Source organism: Leucobacter chromiireducens (assembly GCF_003917135.1).
Classification (GTDB): Bacteria; Actinomycetota; Actinomycetes; order Actinomycetales; family Microbacteriaceae; genus Leucobacter; species Leucobacter chromiireducens_A.
Genome location: NZ_RPDI01000007.1, coordinates 119,620 through 134,461, shown reverse-complemented (window position 1 = coordinate 134,461; position 14,842 = coordinate 119,620). Strand labels below are relative to the sequence as shown.

General features: G+C 72.3%; 14 protein-coding genes and 1 riboswitch. Of the genes, 2 read left to right on the top strand and 12 right to left on the bottom strand.

From position 1 onward, the window contains the following. Positions 1–1,081, top strand: a 1,081-nt coding sequence (locus tag EGM46_RS05465; RefSeq protein WP_125099148.1) for an aldehyde dehydrogenase family protein, incomplete at its 5' end; no start/stop codon positions are given. A gap of 70 nt (positions 1,082–1,151) precedes the next feature. Continuing rightward, on the top strand, positions 1,152–1,541 hold the full coding sequence (locus EGM46_RS05460; RefSeq protein WP_125099147.1) for an META domain-containing protein: 390 nt from the start codon (positions 1,152–1,154) through the stop codon (positions 1,539–1,541). Positions 1,542–1,661: 120 nt separating this feature from the next. On the opposite strand, the gene EGM46_RS05455 is transcribed toward EGM46_RS05460, so the two are convergent. The 12 genes from EGM46_RS05455 to EGM46_RS05400 all read right to left on the bottom strand — a co-directional run bounded on the left by EGM46_RS05455 (position 1,662) and on the right by EGM46_RS05400 (position 14,742). After that, positions 1,662–2,015, bottom strand: a complete 354-nt coding sequence (locus tag EGM46_RS05455; RefSeq protein ID WP_125099146.1) for a hypothetical protein — start codon at positions 2,013–2,015, stop codon at positions 1,662–1,664. Positions 2,016–2,091: 76 nt separating this feature from the next. Then, a complete protein-coding gene (gene purH / locus EGM46_RS05450) occupies positions 2,092–3,750 on the bottom strand; it encodes a bifunctional phosphoribosylaminoimidazolecarboxamide formyltransferase/IMP cyclohydrolase (RefSeq protein ID WP_125099145.1) in 1,659 nt (552 codons plus the stop codon). A gap of 82 nt (positions 3,751–3,832) precedes the next feature. Continuing rightward, the gene (gene purN / locus EGM46_RS05445) at positions 3,833–4,459 is read right to left on the bottom strand and encodes a phosphoribosylglycinamide formyltransferase (protein WP_125099144.1); all 627 of its coding nucleotides are present in this window, start codon (positions 4,457–4,459) and stop codon (positions 3,833–3,835) included. Positions 4,460–4,497: 38 nt separating this feature from the next. Further along, on the bottom strand, positions 4,498–5,052 hold the full coding sequence (locus EGM46_RS05440; RefSeq protein WP_125099143.1) for a hypothetical protein: 555 nt from the start codon (positions 5,050–5,052) through the stop codon (positions 4,498–4,500). An 18-nt stretch (positions 5,053–5,070) separates the two neighbouring features. Beyond that, complete coding sequence (locus tag EGM46_RS05435) at positions 5,071–6,828, bottom strand: ABC transporter permease (protein WP_241156200.1); 1,758 nt, start codon at positions 6,826–6,828, stop codon at positions 5,071–5,073. 40 nt (positions 6,829–6,868) lie between these two features. Next, a complete protein-coding gene (locus EGM46_RS05430) occupies positions 6,869–8,014 on the bottom strand; it encodes a thiamine ABC transporter substrate-binding protein (RefSeq protein WP_125099142.1) in 1,146 nt (381 codons plus the stop codon). Then, a riboswitch (TPP riboswitch) is annotated at positions 8,009–8,118 on the bottom strand. (Overlaps the previous gene by 6 nt.) 6 nt (positions 8,119–8,124) lie before the next feature. After that, positions 8,125–9,987 carry a cell division protein PerM gene (locus EGM46_RS14690; RefSeq protein WP_164512817.1) on the bottom strand — a complete coding sequence of 621 codons (1,863 nt, stop codon included), beginning with the start codon at positions 9,985–9,987 and terminating at the stop codon, positions 8,125–8,127. A gap of 10 nt (positions 9,988–9,997) precedes the next feature. Further along, a complete protein-coding gene (locus EGM46_RS05420) occupies positions 9,998–10,816 on the bottom strand; it encodes an ABC transporter ATP-binding protein (protein ID WP_241156199.1) in 819 nt (272 codons plus the stop codon). Continuing rightward, complete coding sequence (locus EGM46_RS05415) at positions 10,813–11,637, bottom strand: ABC transporter permease (RefSeq protein ID WP_241156198.1); 825 nt, start codon at positions 11,635–11,637, stop codon at positions 10,813–10,815. Before EGM46_RS05415 ends, EGM46_RS05420 begins: the two co-directional genes overlap by 4 nt. Positions 11,638–11,645: 8 nt before the next feature. After that, positions 11,646–12,659, bottom strand: coding sequence for an ABC transporter substrate-binding protein (locus EGM46_RS05410; RefSeq protein WP_125099141.1), 1,014 nt, complete (start codon positions 12,657–12,659; stop codon positions 11,646–11,648). A gap of 51 nt (positions 12,660–12,710) precedes the next feature. Then, the gene (locus tag EGM46_RS05405; protein WP_125099140.1) at positions 12,711–13,415 is read right to left on the bottom strand and encodes a response regulator transcription factor; all 705 of its coding nucleotides are present in this window, start codon (positions 13,413–13,415) and stop codon (positions 12,711–12,713) included. Beyond that, positions 13,402–14,742 carry a sensor histidine kinase gene (locus EGM46_RS05400; protein WP_125099139.1) on the bottom strand — a complete coding sequence of 447 codons (1,341 nt, stop codon included), beginning with the start codon at positions 14,740–14,742 and terminating at the stop codon, positions 13,402–13,404. The genes EGM46_RS05405 and EGM46_RS05400 overlap by 14 nt, the downstream gene beginning before the upstream one ends. Positions 14,743–14,842 lie beyond the last annotated feature (100 nt).

Below are 14,842 nucleotides of genomic sequence, written 5' to 3'. Positions count from 1 at the left end.
CATCGTGAAAGCACACTCAGGCCACCCCGAACTCTCCGACGCCACCGCAGCCGTCGCCACCGACGCACTCACAGCCGCCGGCATGCCCGAGGGCACCTTCCAACTCATCCACGGCCGCGAAGCCGGCGTCGCAGTCCTCACAGACCCACGCATCAAGGCCGGCGCCTTCACCGGCTCCATCGCCGTCGGCCGTCTCCTCGCCGACATCGCCGCAAGCCGCCCAGCACCCATCCCGTTCTTCGGCGAACTCGGCTCCGTGAACCCCGTCTTCGTCACCGCCGACGCGATCACGGAACGCGCAGACGACATCGCCGCAGGCTTCCTCACCAGCGTCTCCGGCTCCGCCGGCCAGCTCTGCACCAAACCAGGGTTCGTGTTCGCCCCCGCAGGCTCCGCCCTCCCCAACGCGATCCAGGCCGCGGCAAGCGACTTCCCCGAACACCGCCTCCTCGACCCCCGCATCGCACGCAGCTTCGACGAACGCCGCACCCAGATCCTGAACTCCGCAGGCGTCACCCCCGTCCTCCCCGGCGGCATCCGCTTCGACGACGACGGCCACGGCTGGGCCACCCCCACCATCGTCACCGTCTCCCTCGACAGCTTCCGGACCAGCGCCGAAGCCCTCGCTGAAGAAGCCTTCGGCCCCCTCTCGATCATCGTCGAGGTCCCCGAAGGCACCAACCTCGCAGCGATCATGCCCGAGTTCTTCGAGGGAAACCTCACCGGCACCCTTCACCTCAGCACCGAAGAAGCCACAGGCAACACCGCGAACGCGGCCGAGCTCCACGCACTCGTGAACGCACTCAGCCAGCAGGTCGGCCGCGTGCTCTTCAACGGCTGGTCCACCGGCGTCGCCGTCACCCCAGCCCAGCAACACGGCGGCCCCTGGCCAGCAACCACCAACGACGCAAGCACCTCGGTCGGCACCGCAGCAATCACCCGCTTCATGCGCCCCGTCGCGTACCAAAACGCCCCAGCAGCGTTCCTCCCCACCGCACTCCGCGACGACAACCCAGCACACATCCCACAAACCATCGCCCCCGCAGGCGAATCACACAACTGGGGCACACGCTGGCGCTAATGGGACAGGCTCGCTGCAAAGCTGCCCCGAAGTCGAGAGAGATGTGCCCGGCGTGACATACACTTGCCGCATGAAGACTCAGCTCATCCGCAGCGGCGCGTTGCTCGCCGTAGCGACGGCCACGCTCCTGCTCGCCGCGTGCTCCTCCACCGCCGCGTCGGTGGCCGGGGCCTGGGGTGAGCCGGATACGCAGGGACGCCCCTCACTCACCTTCACCCCGAAGGATGGCGAAGCCGGCGGCGACTACGGCGGGAACGACGGCTGCAACGTGCTCGGTGGGAGCTACACCGAGAAGGACGGCACCATCGACCTCGGCGTGATGGTCTCCACCATGATGTTCTGCGAGGGCGTCGACACGTGGCTGTCGCAGGGGCACTCCGCGAAGCTCGACGGGAACTCGCTCGTGGTGTTCGATGAGTCGGGCAAGCAGATCGGATCGCTCCCCCGCGCTGCGAAGTAGGGCACGGCAGCAGGGCCGACAGGCAGACGCGCAAACAGGCAGGGCGCGGGATCAGTGATCCCGCGCCCTGCCTGTTTGTACTTCTGCGCGTCTGCCCGTGCGTGACGCTGCCGCGCCGGCCTAGTGCCAGAGCACCGCCAGCGCGACGTTGACGAGCGACAGGCCGGCGATGGCGCCGAGCACGCCGGCCGAGACGTTCTCCTTCTTGCGGTTCATGAGGATCACGACGATGAGCACGATGAGCACGAGCGTCTTCACACCGATCTTCATATTGTTCGGCGTGCCGCCGAGCATGTAGATCGAGGCGACGAGCAGCAGCCCCGTTGCGAACAGCAGCGTGGCGCCGTGAAGAATGCCGGGCGTGATGCGGGCGCGAGCCTCCTTCACCATGGACAGCTGCGCGAGCGTGCTGCCGAAGACCGCGCCGAAGCCGACGAGGTGCAGCACCACAAGGATTCCCTTGACAATTTCCATCTTGAATTCCGTTCTCCCCAGCACGGGGCTCGGTGTTTTCGGGTGTGCGCGGTCGCGGGTGCGCCCGCGCGAACGATTAGTGGAAGAAGTGGCGCTCGCCCGTGAAGTACATGGTCACGCCAGCGGCCTCAGCCGCGGCGATGACCTCGGCGTCGCGCACCGAGCCGCCGGGCTGGACGACCGCGGTGACGCCTGCGTCGAGCAGCACCTGCAGCCCGTCTGCGAACGGGAAGAACGCGTCAGAGGCGGCCACCGCGCCGGCAGCCCGCTCCCCCGCGCGCTCCACCGCGAGGCGGCAGGAGTCCACCCGGTTGACCTGGCCCATGCCGACACCGACAGAGGCGCCGCCAGCGGTGAGGATGATCCCGTTCGACTTCACCGCGCGACTCGCGCGCCACGCGAACTCGAGCTCGGCGAGCGTTGCCGCGTCCACCGGGGTGCCCGTTGCGAGGGTCCACTCGGCCGCTGGGGCGAAGCTCCGGTCGGCGTCCTGCAGCAGGAAGCCGCCCGACACCTGGCGCAGCTCGACGGGGTTCGGGGTGAAGTCCTCGGGGAGCACCAGGAGGCGGATGTTCTTCTTCTGGCTGAGGATCGCGAGCGCCTCCGGCTCGAAGCCGGGCGCGACGACCACCTCGGTGAAAATTCCGGCGACGGTCTCGGCCATCGCCTTCGTGACCGTACGGTTCGCCGCGATGACGCCGCCGAACGCCGAGACCGGGTCGCACGCGTGCGCGAGCTCGTGCGCCGCGGCGATCGGGTCGGCCGCACCCTCGGGCGCGACAGCGATCCCACAGGGGTTCGCGTGCTTGATGATGGCGACGGCGGGCCGCTCGTGATCGAACGCGGCGCGCAGCGCAGCGTCGGCGTCGACGTAGTTGTTGTACGACATCTCCTTGCCGTGCAGCTGCGACGCCTGCGCGATCCCCGCGCCCTCGTTCTCGGTGAAGAGCGCGGCGCGCTGGTGGCTGTTCTCGCCGTAGCGCAGCACCGCCTCGCGGAGCCCGAACACCTCGTAGCCGACGTAGCCGTCGGTCGCCTCGAAGATGCTGTCGATCTCGTCGCCCGCCGCGGGGAGCTCGGGAGCCGGGGCATCGCCCCACTCGAGGTCCTCCTGGTCGAGGAACCAGTTCGCCACGGCGGCGTCGTACTGCGCCGTGTGCACGAACGCCTCGGTGGCCAGCGAGCGTCGCAGCTCGAGCGTCGTGCCGCCAGCGGCCACCGCGGCGATCACCTCGTCGTAGCGGCCGGGCGAGACAACGATCGCCGCGTTCGCGTGGTTCTTCGCCGTGGCGCGCACCATCGCGGGGCCGCCGATGTCGACGTTCTCGATCACGTCAGCGGCCGGCTTGCCGGAGGCGACCGTCTCCTCGAACGGGTACAGGTTCACCACGACGAGCTCGAACGGCGCGTAGCCGAGCTGCTCGAGCTGCGCGCGGTGGTCCGCGAGGCGCAGATCGGCCAGCAGCCCCGAGTGCACCGCGGGGTGGAGGGTCTTCACGCGCCCATCGAGTGCCTCGGCGAAGCCGGTCACCTCGGCGACGTCGGTGACCGCGTGGCCGGCCTCGCGAATCGTCTCGGCGGTGGAGCCGGTCGACACGATCTCGACCCCCGCCTCGGCGAGCGCTGCGGCGAGATCGAGCAGCCGGGTCTTGTCGCTCACCGAGATGAGTGCCCGGCGCACCGGAATCTGGTCGCGGTGCTCGTACAGGCTGGGGTCGTGGCTCTGGACTGCCATCAGGCTCCTTGGTTGGGGGCGGTGCTAGGGGTGTGGTGCGAGGTGTGGAACTGGGAAGGATGCGAGACGCAGCGCCCGGAACTCAGCGTCCGGGACTCGGCCGCTCGACGGCGGCGGCGAGCGAGAGCGAGCCCTCGGCGATCTCGCGCACGGTGGCGACGAGCAGCGGGCGCTCCTCGCGCTTGATGCGTTCGTGCAGCTCGTCCTCGGTGTCGCCTTCGCGCACCGGAACCGAGATCTGGCGGAGCACCGGCCCGGTGTCGACGCCCTCGTCGATCACGTGCACGGTGACACCGGTTTCCGTCGCGCCGGCCGCGAGCGCGTCACGCACGGCGTGCGCACCGGGGAAGCTCGGCAGCAGCGCGGGATGGGTGTTGATGAGGTGCGGGGAGAACCAGCGCACGAAGCCGGCGGGAAGGATCCGCATGAGCCCGGCGGACACCACGAGCCCGGGGTTCGGGCCCGTGCCGACACCGTGCTCCTGGATCGCAGCGGCGAGGACCTGCCCCCACTCTTCGCGGTCGTCGTAGTCGCGCGGGCGGACGACGAACGTGGGGATCCCCGCAGCCGTCGCGTGCGCCAGGCCGGGCGCGTCGGTGTCGGAGCCGACGCAGACGATCTCGGCCGGGAACGCCGGATCTGCCGCGGCGTCGATGAGCGCTTTCAGGTTGCTCCCGCTACCGGAGATCAATACTGCGAGTTTCAGCACTCACCCAGTCTACCCGCCCGGCAGCGACTGGCGGTGCGTCAGCCGCGCAGCACCTCGTCCACCAGTTCCCAGGGTGTGTGCGCGGCGTAGTGCGTGTCCTCCTGATCAGCCCAGCGCTGCCAGTGCGGGGCGAAGGTCGCGCCATCGCGCTCGAGCGCGCGCAGGCGCCGCTCCTCCGCCGGCAGTTCCAGCCACACCGACCAGATCCGCGGCGCAGCTGGCGCCCGATCCAGCGGCGCTGGATCGGGGAGCGCGGGATCCACGCGGCGCACCCAGTCGGTGAGCGCGCGCAGGTTCTCGCTCGTGACAGCCCCACAGCCCTCAACGATGAGGGGCAGCGCGGGATCGATGCGCACCGTCTCCCCGAAGTGCCCGGCCGTCCAGTCGTAGCGCCGGTAGCTCCCCGTCTCGAGCGCGCTGGCCACGGCGGCGGAGCCTGCGTCGAGCCCATCCCAGCCCGGATACAGGTCCTCGACGCGCAGCACCTGTGCGTCGCGTCCCACACCCGCAAATCGACGGATCAGCAGATCCGCGAGCGAGGTTTTGCCCGATCCCGAGCGTCCATCGATCACAATCGCGTCTAGTGCGTCCATGCCCAAGCGCAAACTCCCCTATACAGCTGCCCAACCAGCGGCGGCGCCGCCTGGTGCCCGAGCACCGCGGTCTGCGCGCAGCCGCTCGGCGATCAGCATAGCGGCGGCAGTCAGCATTCCGAGTGTAACCGCGCCCGCGAGTCCCGCACCGTATGCCCCGGGGGCCTGATGACCGATGAGTTCGGCGACGAGCACGGGCAGCGTCTGCTCCCCCGGCCGCACCAGGAAGGAGGTCGCCCCGAACTCGCCGAGTGACGCGGCAAACGCGAAGCCGAGTGCGAGTCCGGCCGAGCGTCCGAGCAGGGGCAGGTCGATGGTGCCGAGCACGACGGACGGGCGGGCTCCGAGCGCCTGCGCGGCAAAGCGGAGGCCGGGGTCGATCCCGCGCAGCACCGGCACGAGCACGCGCACCACGAGCGGGAGCGCGACGAGCGCCTGCGCGATCGGGATGAGCGCGGCCGAGGTGCGCAGGTCGAGCCCGATCCCGAGCGGCCGGTGCATCGTGAGGAGGAGGCCGAAGCCGAGCGTCACCGCCGACACCCCGAGCGGGAGCATCACGAACGCGTCGAAGAAGTGCTGCCCGCGCTGCAGCATGGGCCGCTGCGGCCGCCGTGACAGCACAAGCGCGATGAGCACCCCGAGCACCATGGCGATGAGGGCCGCGATCAGGGCCGTGCGGCTCGAACGGCCGATTGCGGTGAGCACCGATCCCGCGACGGGGAAGCCGGGCGGCGGCTGCACGAGCGCCGCGTAGTTTGCGAGGCTCCACTGCCCGTCCGCGGTGCGCAGCGAGCGCAGCACGAGGGTGAGGATCGGCGCGGCGTGCAGCAGGGCGAGCGTCACCGCGACCACCGCGATGACCGGGAGGTCGCGCAGCTTCGGCCGGCGCTCGCCGCGCCGATTCCCTGGCAGCTCGGCCGCGAGTTCGACCGCGCGCTCCCCCGAGCGCCGGAGCCGCGCCGACACGGTGAGCACGATGCCGACGAGCAGGAACTGCGCGAGCGACAGCACTGCGGCGCTCCGCAGGTCGAGGAACTGCACCGTGAGGCGGTAGATCTCGGTCTCGACGTTCGCGAACTCCCGGCCGCCGAGGATCAGCACGATGCCGAACGACGTCGAGCAGAACAGGAACACGAGCGCGGCGGCCGAAGCGAGCGCCGGCGCGAGCGCGGGCACCGTGACCGTGCAGAACGCGCGCGCCCGCGTCGCGCCGAGCACGCGCGCGGCCTGCACGCCGCGCTCGTCGAGCCGCGCCCAGAACGAACCGACCGTGCGGGCCACGACGGTGACGTTGAAGAAGGCGAGCGCCGCGACGATCGAGGCGAGGCTGCGCTCCAGCCCCCAGCTCTCGAGCGGACCGCCGGGGCCGAGCAGGGCGGAGAACGCACCGCCGACCACCACCGTCGGCAGCACGAACGGCACCGTCATGAGGCCCTGCACAACGGTGCGGCCGGGAAATCTGAGCTTGTAGAGCACGAACGCTGCCGGCACGCCAAGCGCGATCGAGACGAGCGTCGCGAGGCTCGCCTGCGTGAGCGTCTGCCCGATCACGCGCCAGGTGCGCGCCTCGCCGAACACCTCGGACACGCCCCCGAGGTCGATGCGCCCGTCGGTGGTGAGGCCGGTGGTCACGAGCGCGAGCACCGGCCACAGGAAGAAGAGCGTGAGGAAGGCGAGCGGCACCGCCACGGCGAGACCCCAGGCGGCGATGCTGCCGAGACTCCCGGCTGCGATGCTGCGGCGACCCCCGGCTGCAGTGCCGCCGAGCCAGCTCACCCGATGCTCCGCCCCGCCTCGGCGTGCCGGCCCGCGCACGCTAGAGCCCGATCTGCTCGCTCAGCGTCTTCAGCCAGCCCTCGCGGCCACGCTCGATCTCGGCGCTCGGCAGGTCGTGCAACTGCTCCTCGCTCGGGATCGGGGCGAACTCCGCCCAGGACGCGGGCAGGCTCACCTCGGTGTCGATCGGGTACATGTACATGCTGTCCGGGATCGTCGCCTGGAATTCGCCCGAGGCGAGGTAGTCGAGCACCGCGCGCGCACCCGCGGGGTTCGCCGCCCCGGCGAGCACGCCGGCGTACTCGACCTGGTTCGAGCAGGTGTCGAGCAGGGCCTTCGTCGTGGTGGCCGAGCCGTCCTCGGTCATGGTGAACGCCGGCGACGAGCCGTACGACACCACGATCGGCTTCGTGCCCTCGCCGCCGCCCTGCGTGAACTGGCCGTTGTATGCGTCGCTCCAGCCCTGCTCAACGCGGGCGCCGTTATCGACGAGGCGCTGCCAGTAGTCGGCGAAGCCGTCCTCACCGAACTTCGCGACCGTGCCGACGAGGAACGACGCGCCCGTCGACGAGGCCGTCGGATCGAGGAGCACGGTCTGGTCGCGGTACGCGGGCTTCGCGAGGTCCTCGTAACTCTTCGGCTCCGCGAGCTCGCGCTCCGCAAACCAGGCCGGATCGATGTTGACGCACGTCGCGCCCTGATCGATGGGGGTCAGCGCGAAGTCGGCGTCGCCGGTCACCGCGCCCCCGTCCGCGCCGATCGCGAGGGACGTGAACGCCTCGGAGACGCCGGCAGGCCGGTACGGCTCCACCACGTCGTTCGTCACGAGGCGCGACGCGAAGATCGTGTCGACCCCGAAGAACGCGTCGGCGATCGGCGCGCCCTTCGTGAGCACGAGCTTGTTCGTGAGTTCACCGCCATCACCCGCGGAGACCACCGAGACGTCGTAGCCGGTCGCCTCGCTCGCCGCCGCTGCGAACTCGTCGTTCGGGAACGAGGAGTGGACCGCGAGCGTGACGGCCCGCGATTCGGCGCCGCCGGAGGCCCCGGCGTCAGAGGTACCGGCGTCAGCGTCCGTGGCTGCGGGGGCGCAGCCGGCCAGGCCCAGGCCGAGCAGGGCGGTGAGACCGACGAGACCGGCGCGCGCGCCGATCCGGGTCGAGGTCCGAGAGTGTGCAGGCGTCATCGAAGAGTTCCTTCCTCCGCTGGTATGAACCAGATCAGGTTGAACGGTCGGAGCTCGCGTGCTCCCTCTCAGCCCCGCGCGTCGGGACTCCCGTGGATTGCGCCTCTACCCTAGCGCCCGGGACCCCGCAGACGCCAGCCGGGGCGCCGCCCAGTCTCCTGCGGGGCGACCTCGCCGGTCGCGTTCTCGTCCCACGCGTAGGCGGCGAGCGCGGCCTCCTCGGCGGCGGCGTCGGGGGCTTCCGGGTCTGAGGGGACTTCGGAGGCTTCCGGGGCGGCGGGCGCATCACGGTCCGGGGAATCCCGATCGGGCACCGACTCCTGGTCGTAGAGCTCACCGATCGGCGCCGGCTCGGCGGGCTCGGGCTCGGTGGGCTCCGGCGCCACCGGCTCCGGCTCCGGCTCCGGCAGCTCGGGATCCAGCAGCTCCGGATCCAGCAGCTCCGGATCCAGCAGCTCCGGATCCAGCAGCTCGCCGTCCGCGTCCCGGTCCGTCGGCAGCGGCAGCTCGGTCACCTCGGCGAGCGGCTCGAGCTGCTCGAGCGGCTCGAGCGGCCGGGTCTCCTGATCGTCGGGTGCGCCGAACTCTGCATCACGCTCCCCCGCCAGCCAGCCAGCTCCCTCGGCCGCAGCGCGGTCTGCGCGGTCCGTGTGGTCAGCGCGGTCCGTGTCACCCGCACGGCCAGCGCGGTCCGCGCCCCAGGCCACGGGAATGCTCTCGGCGAGCCCCTCGGGGATCAGCTCGCGCACGCGCGCCGCGTCGATCCGGGCCGCCGCGGTGCCGAGTAGCAGACCGGCGCCGAGCTCCGCCGCGGCGAGGCCGCCCGCGAGCCAGGGCGCCGGGCCGGCCTCAGCGAGCCGATCCGGGCCGATCGCGCCGGTCGCGAGCGCCGCAAGCCCGGCAACCACGAGCCCCGCGAGCACCGCGGCGACGGCGGCCGTCGACAGCGCGACCAGCCACGACGCGCGGCGCGCCTCCGCTCGCCGCCCGAGCAGCACCGCGATCCCGATCCCCGCGAGCACGACGAGGGCGGGCGCGAGCGCGCCGAGCGCGCCCCACCCCTGCGGGATCGCGCCGAACAGCGGCAGCGCGGGCAGCGGCCCGAGCAGCGTCTCGAAGGGGGTGACCGACGTGCCGGAGCCCACCGCGAAGCCGGCACCGGTGAGCCAGGAGAGCCCCCACAGCAGTGCGACGGGCAGCAGCGCGAGCTGCACCCCGAACAGCAGCAGCGAGCCGAGCGGGTCCAGCTGCAGGTGCTGCGTGAGCGCCGTGATCTCGCCGTACCCGGCGAACAGGGCACCGGCGAGCGCGACGCCGCTCAGCCCGACGAGCCCGGCGAGGGCGCCGACCGTGAGGCGCAGTGCATCGGCCGCGCGCGCCGGGAGCGCCGCAACGCCGGGGGCGCCGAGCTGTTCGAGGCCGCGCTGCAGCGCGCGCACCGTGCTCCGCCACCAGGGGTGCTCGTCGCGGGCGGCGCGCACGAGGTAGCCGAGGCCGGCCGGCACGCCGTAGACGAGCCCGGCGACGAGGCCGACGAGCGCCGGCGGCCACACGAGCAGCTGCGCGATGAACACGGCGACGACGCACGCGGCTGCACAGTAGCCCAGGGCGCCGCCGAGCACCCCGGCACCGCCGACGCCGCCGCGCGCCCCGAGCCGCCACCCGGCGCGCGCCGCGAGAAGCACAGTGAGGAGCGTCAGCCCGAGCGGCGCGAGGCTCACCACCACGGTGAGCGCCTCAGCGGGCAGGCCAAAGCCGAGCGCCAGCTCCGGCGTGAGCGTGACGCTCAGCGGCGCGAGGTTCCCGAGCGCCCACACGGCCGCCCCGCCGGCGAACACGGCGCTCGGCTCGGCGGCGAGCTCGAAGGTGACGGCCCACAGCACGAGCGCTGGCACCACCGCGATGGTCAGGCCGAGCGCCGCGGCAGCCGCCGCCTCGATCGCCGCGATCACCGCTGTCACCATGGATCTCATTGGCGAAAGCTTACTCTGCTCGGCTCCGCGTCCCCGGCTCCGCGCCGTGGATGAGCGCGAGGATCTCGTCGCTCAGCGCCCGGAACTCGGGCGTCCGCTCGGACGCCAGCGTGCGCGGGCGCGGGATCGGCACGTCGACGATGCGCTGCACGCGGCCGGGCCGCGGGCTCATCACCACGACGCGGTCGCTCGTCACGACCGCCTCGTCGATGTCGTGCGTGACGAGCAGCACCGTGAGCTTGTGCTGTTCCCAGACCTCGAGCAGCAGCTCCTGCATGGTGCGGCGGGTGAGCGCGTCGAGCGCGCCGAACGGCTCGTCCATGAGCAGAATGTCCGGCCCGTAGCTCAGCGAGCGCGCGAGCGCCGCGCGCTGCTGCATCCCGCCGGAGAGCTGCGCCGGGTGCGCCCCCTCGAAGCCCGCGAGGCCGACGAGGCCGAGGAACTCGCGCGCGCGTGCCGAACGGGCGGCGCGGGAGAGCCCCGGCTCACCGCGCAGCGCGAACTCCACGTTCTCCTGCACCGTGAGCCACGGCATGAGCGTGGCCTGCTGGAACACGACCCCGCGATCGCGCCCCGGGCCGGTGATCGGCACGCCTGCGGCCTCGATCGTGCCCGAGCTCGGGTCCTCGAGCCCGGCGATGAGCGAGAGCAGCGTCGACTTGCCGCAGCCGGACGCGCCGACGATCGACACGAACTCGTTGTCGGCGACGGTGAGGTCGACGCCGTCGAGCGCGGTGACCGCGCCGAAGTGCTTCGTGAGGCCGGCCACACGGATGCGCGGCTCCTGCGGTGCGGCGCTCATGCGCGGCTGCTGCGGTGCGGCGCTCATGCGCGACCCTCCTGGTAGGCGAACATGCGGCGCCCGGCGGCGCGCATCAGCTGGTCGAGGATCAGGCCGAGCACGCCGAGCACGAACACGTAGCCGATGATGAGCTCGGTCTCGAAGAATCGCTGCGCGACCGTGATGCGGAAGCCCATGCCGCTCGAGGCGGCGACGAGCTCGGCGACCACGAGCCAGGTCCACGCCCAGCCGAGCGTGATGCGGAGCGCGTCCCAGATGCGCGGCATCGCGGACGGGACCACGATCCGGGTAAGCAGCTGCGCCCAACTGAGCCCCAGTGTCTCCCCCAAGCTGACGAGGGTCTTCGGGGTGCGCCGCACGGCGTCGGCGACCATCAGCACCTGCTGGAAGAAGGTGCCCATCCAGATGATGAGAAACTTCTGGCCCTCGTCAATGCCGGCCCACACGATCGTGAGCGGAACGAATGCCACCACCGGCATATACCGGATGAAGTCCATGAGCGGCTCGAGCGCCGCCTCGACGCGGGCGTTCACCCCCATCAGGGTGCCGATGGGCACGGCCATCACGGTCGCGAGCGTGAACCCGACGAGGATGCGGAAGGCGCTCACCCCGATGTCGGCCCACAGCTCGCCGCTCGCCGCCTGCTCGGCGAGCGCGCCGAGCACCGCGCCGGGCCCAGGCAGGAACATCGGGTCGACGAGACCGAGCGCGCTCACCAGCCACCACACGGCGATGAGCGCGACGAACGTCGCCACGGCGGTCGCGAGGTACGCGGGCCGCGCGAGGCGCGCCCCGATGCGCAGCCTCCGCCGCTGGCGGCGCTGCATCGATCCGGATCCGGTGCTCACGCGACGCGCTACTCGCCGAGGAACTCTGCGCGGATCGCGCTCTTCGCATCGACGGGTGTCCCCAGCAGCCCGATGCGCTCGGCGACGGTCACGAGCGCGGGAAGCGTCTCGGCGACGTAGCTGCCCGTGAGCAGCTCGCGGTTCTCGGCGAGCGAGTAGTAGTGCACACCGTCGAAGGCGGTCTCCAGCTCGCTCACGTCGGAGCCGACGCCCGCCGCGATGATCGCGCGCGCCTCGTCCGTGTGCTCCGCGGTGTAGCTCACCGCGTCGTCCCACGACGCGAGCACCTCGCGCACCTCGTCCGGGCGCGCGTCGAGCACCTCGTTGCGCACCACGAGCACGTCGGTAATGAGCCCGGGGAATTCACCCGCCGTCGCGACCGCGGAGATCCCCTGCTCAGCGCCGAGCGCCTCGCTGACGTACGGCTCGTAGGTGACGCCGGCGTCCACGCGGCCCGCGAGCAGCATGGGCGCCACCTTGTCGGCCGACGCCTCCACAACGGTCACATCGTCAAAGCTGAGGCCGGCCTCGTCGAGCGCCTCGGCGAGGAGGATCTCGCTCGTCGCGCCGCGCTCGAACGCCACCTTCTTCCCCGCGAGGTCGGTGACCTCGGCGACCCCATCGCCCGCGAGGATCGCGTCGGCCTCGGTGGCCGAGTCGAGCATCAGCACGATCGAGACGTCGAGGCCCTGCTCGATGAACTGGAGCGCGGCCTGCGCGCCGACGTTCGCCATGTCGAGGCGCTGCGCCGCGAGCGCGGCATTCACGTCGGCGTCGGCGTTGAAGCTCGAGAGCGCGACGTCCACCCCGCGCTCGTCGAAGAACCCCTGGTCCTCAGCGACGTACCACTGGCCGTAGCCGAGCCACGGCTGCGTGCCCATGCGAATCGTCTCGCCGGCGGCGGCATCGGAGCCGGCCGTGCCTGAGCCTGCCGGCTGGGCGGCGCACCCGGCGAGCCCGAGAGCGAGGGCGGCGGTTGCGGTCGCGGACAGGGCGATCGAACGGAGGAGGCGACTGGTCACGGCGGTCCTTTCACGGCGGTGCCGACGCGGTTCCCCGTCGGCGCAACCCCCCTATTCTACGCGAGGCGGCACGTCGCCCCCGACCGAGCGCAGTAGCGCGACCGCGTGCGTGCGACTCTCGGCGCCGAGCTTCACGAGGATGCTCGACACGTGCGTCTTCACCGTCGGCAGCGAGATGCCGAGCGCGGCACCGATGCGCGCGTTCGACCATCCCTCGGCGACGCAGGCGAGCACCTGGCGCTCCCGCTCCGTCAACGCGTCGAGCAGTGCGCTCCCGGGGCGCTCGGTGCCCGCGGATCCGGGGTCGTCAGCGGCCGGCGCGCTGCCAGCAAGTGCGGCGAGTGCTCGGCGCGTGACGCGGGGATCCAGCACCCCCTCCCCCGCGGCGATGCGGCGCACCGACTCGGCGAGCGGCACGGCCTCGACCGTCTTCAGGAGGAACCCGGCGGCTCCGGCGCGGATCGCGTCGAACACCAGCTCGTCCTCGTCGAAGCTCGTGAGCGCCAGCACCGAAGCCGTGCCGTCCGCAACGATCTCCCTGGTCGCCGTGATCCCGTCGGTGCCCGGCATCCGGAGGTCCATGAGCACGACGTCGGGGCGGAGCGCACGCGCGTTGCTGATCGCGACGGCCCCGTCGGCCGCCTCTCCCACCACGTCGATGCCTTGCCGCTCGAGGATCATGCGCAGGCCCTCGCGGATCATCGCGTGGTCGTCGGCGATGAGCACGCGCGGGGCGGCGGCGTCACCTGTCGTCATCGGCGTTCCCTTCCTCAGCCAGCGGTGGCCGGGCGCTCGGGGGCCCGGCGGTCGGCAGCCAGGCGATCACTTCCCAGCCAGATGCGCCGGGTCCGGCGGAAAACTCGCCGCCGCACGCGCGCACACGCTCGTCGAGCATGCGGAGGCCCATGCGGCTGCCGCGCAGCTCAGGGTGGGCGAGCGGGGCTCCGCCGCGGGTCACGACCTCCACCCGCACGCCAGGCTGCCGCTCCGGGCCGGTCGCGGCGTCCACGCGCACGCCGACCGTGCCGCCGGCGGAGTGCCGCGCGGCGTTCGCGAGCGTCTCGCGCACCACCTGCCCCAGTACGAGCTCGGCCGCTGGCGCCAACGCGCCAGCGCCCGAATCGCTCATCGTCACTTGCAGGCCGGATCGCTCCGCCTCGGCACAGAGCCCCGGCAGCGACGCGCGCCCGAGCGCACCCCGGACGGCCCGGGCGGCATCGTTGCGCTGAGCAGCGCCGGCGGCCCGGTCGGCATCGCTGCGCAGCACCCCGATCAGGTCGCGGAGCGCCGCGTGCGCGGCGAGGCTCGAGTCGCGCACGGCGCGGAGCGCGGCACGATCGGCGTCCGGGGTCCCCGGCACGGCAGCCCCGCCAGCGCTCAGCGCCGCCTCACTGCGAATCGCCACGGCCGCGATGTGCCCGGCCACCACGTCGTGCAGCTCGCGCGCAACACGGTCGCGCTCGGCGCGCACCGCGCGATCCCTGTCGAGCTCCGCGAGCCGCCCAAGATCCGCCGCGCGCTCCCGGTACAGCTCGACGAGCTCCGCGGACTGCGCCACCGAGTTCGCGTACCAGTACGTCATCCCGAGGAGCGCGCCCAGCTGCAGGCCGACGAGCACCGTGGCTCTCGGGTCGCCGGTGAGAATCAGCGCCGCGCCCGCGCCCGCGACCGCCGCGGCGACGATCCCGCGCAGCACCCGTCGCCGCTGCGGCGCGCCGAGCGACACGATCCCGGTGTGCAGCAGTTCCAGCACCACGAGCATCGGCACGAGACCGCCGACCGTGGCCAGGTCGACCGCCGCGATCAGGATCGCGATGCCACACCCCCACCAGGGTGCGCGCCCCTTCAGCAGCACCACGCCGGCGGCGGGCACCGCGGTGGCGAGCGTCCACCACCGGGACGGCGGCTCCGGCAGCACCGAGAGATCAGCCCACAGCCCGCCCAGCCCGATCGCGGCGAGCGCGACCGCGATCGCCACGTAGACCAGCGCGACTCGCCAGGGCGCGAACGGTGGCCGCTGCTCGCTTCCGCTCGTGCCGGCTGTGCCCTCGCCGGTTCCCTCACCCGTGCCCTCCACCGTCATGCCTCCATCCAAGCAGTTCGCTGGGCGGCGCGCCTCAGGCCAAAGGATGAGAGCCGCTCATCCCTCACGCCGATGCGCGCACGCGTCGCGGGGAGCACGC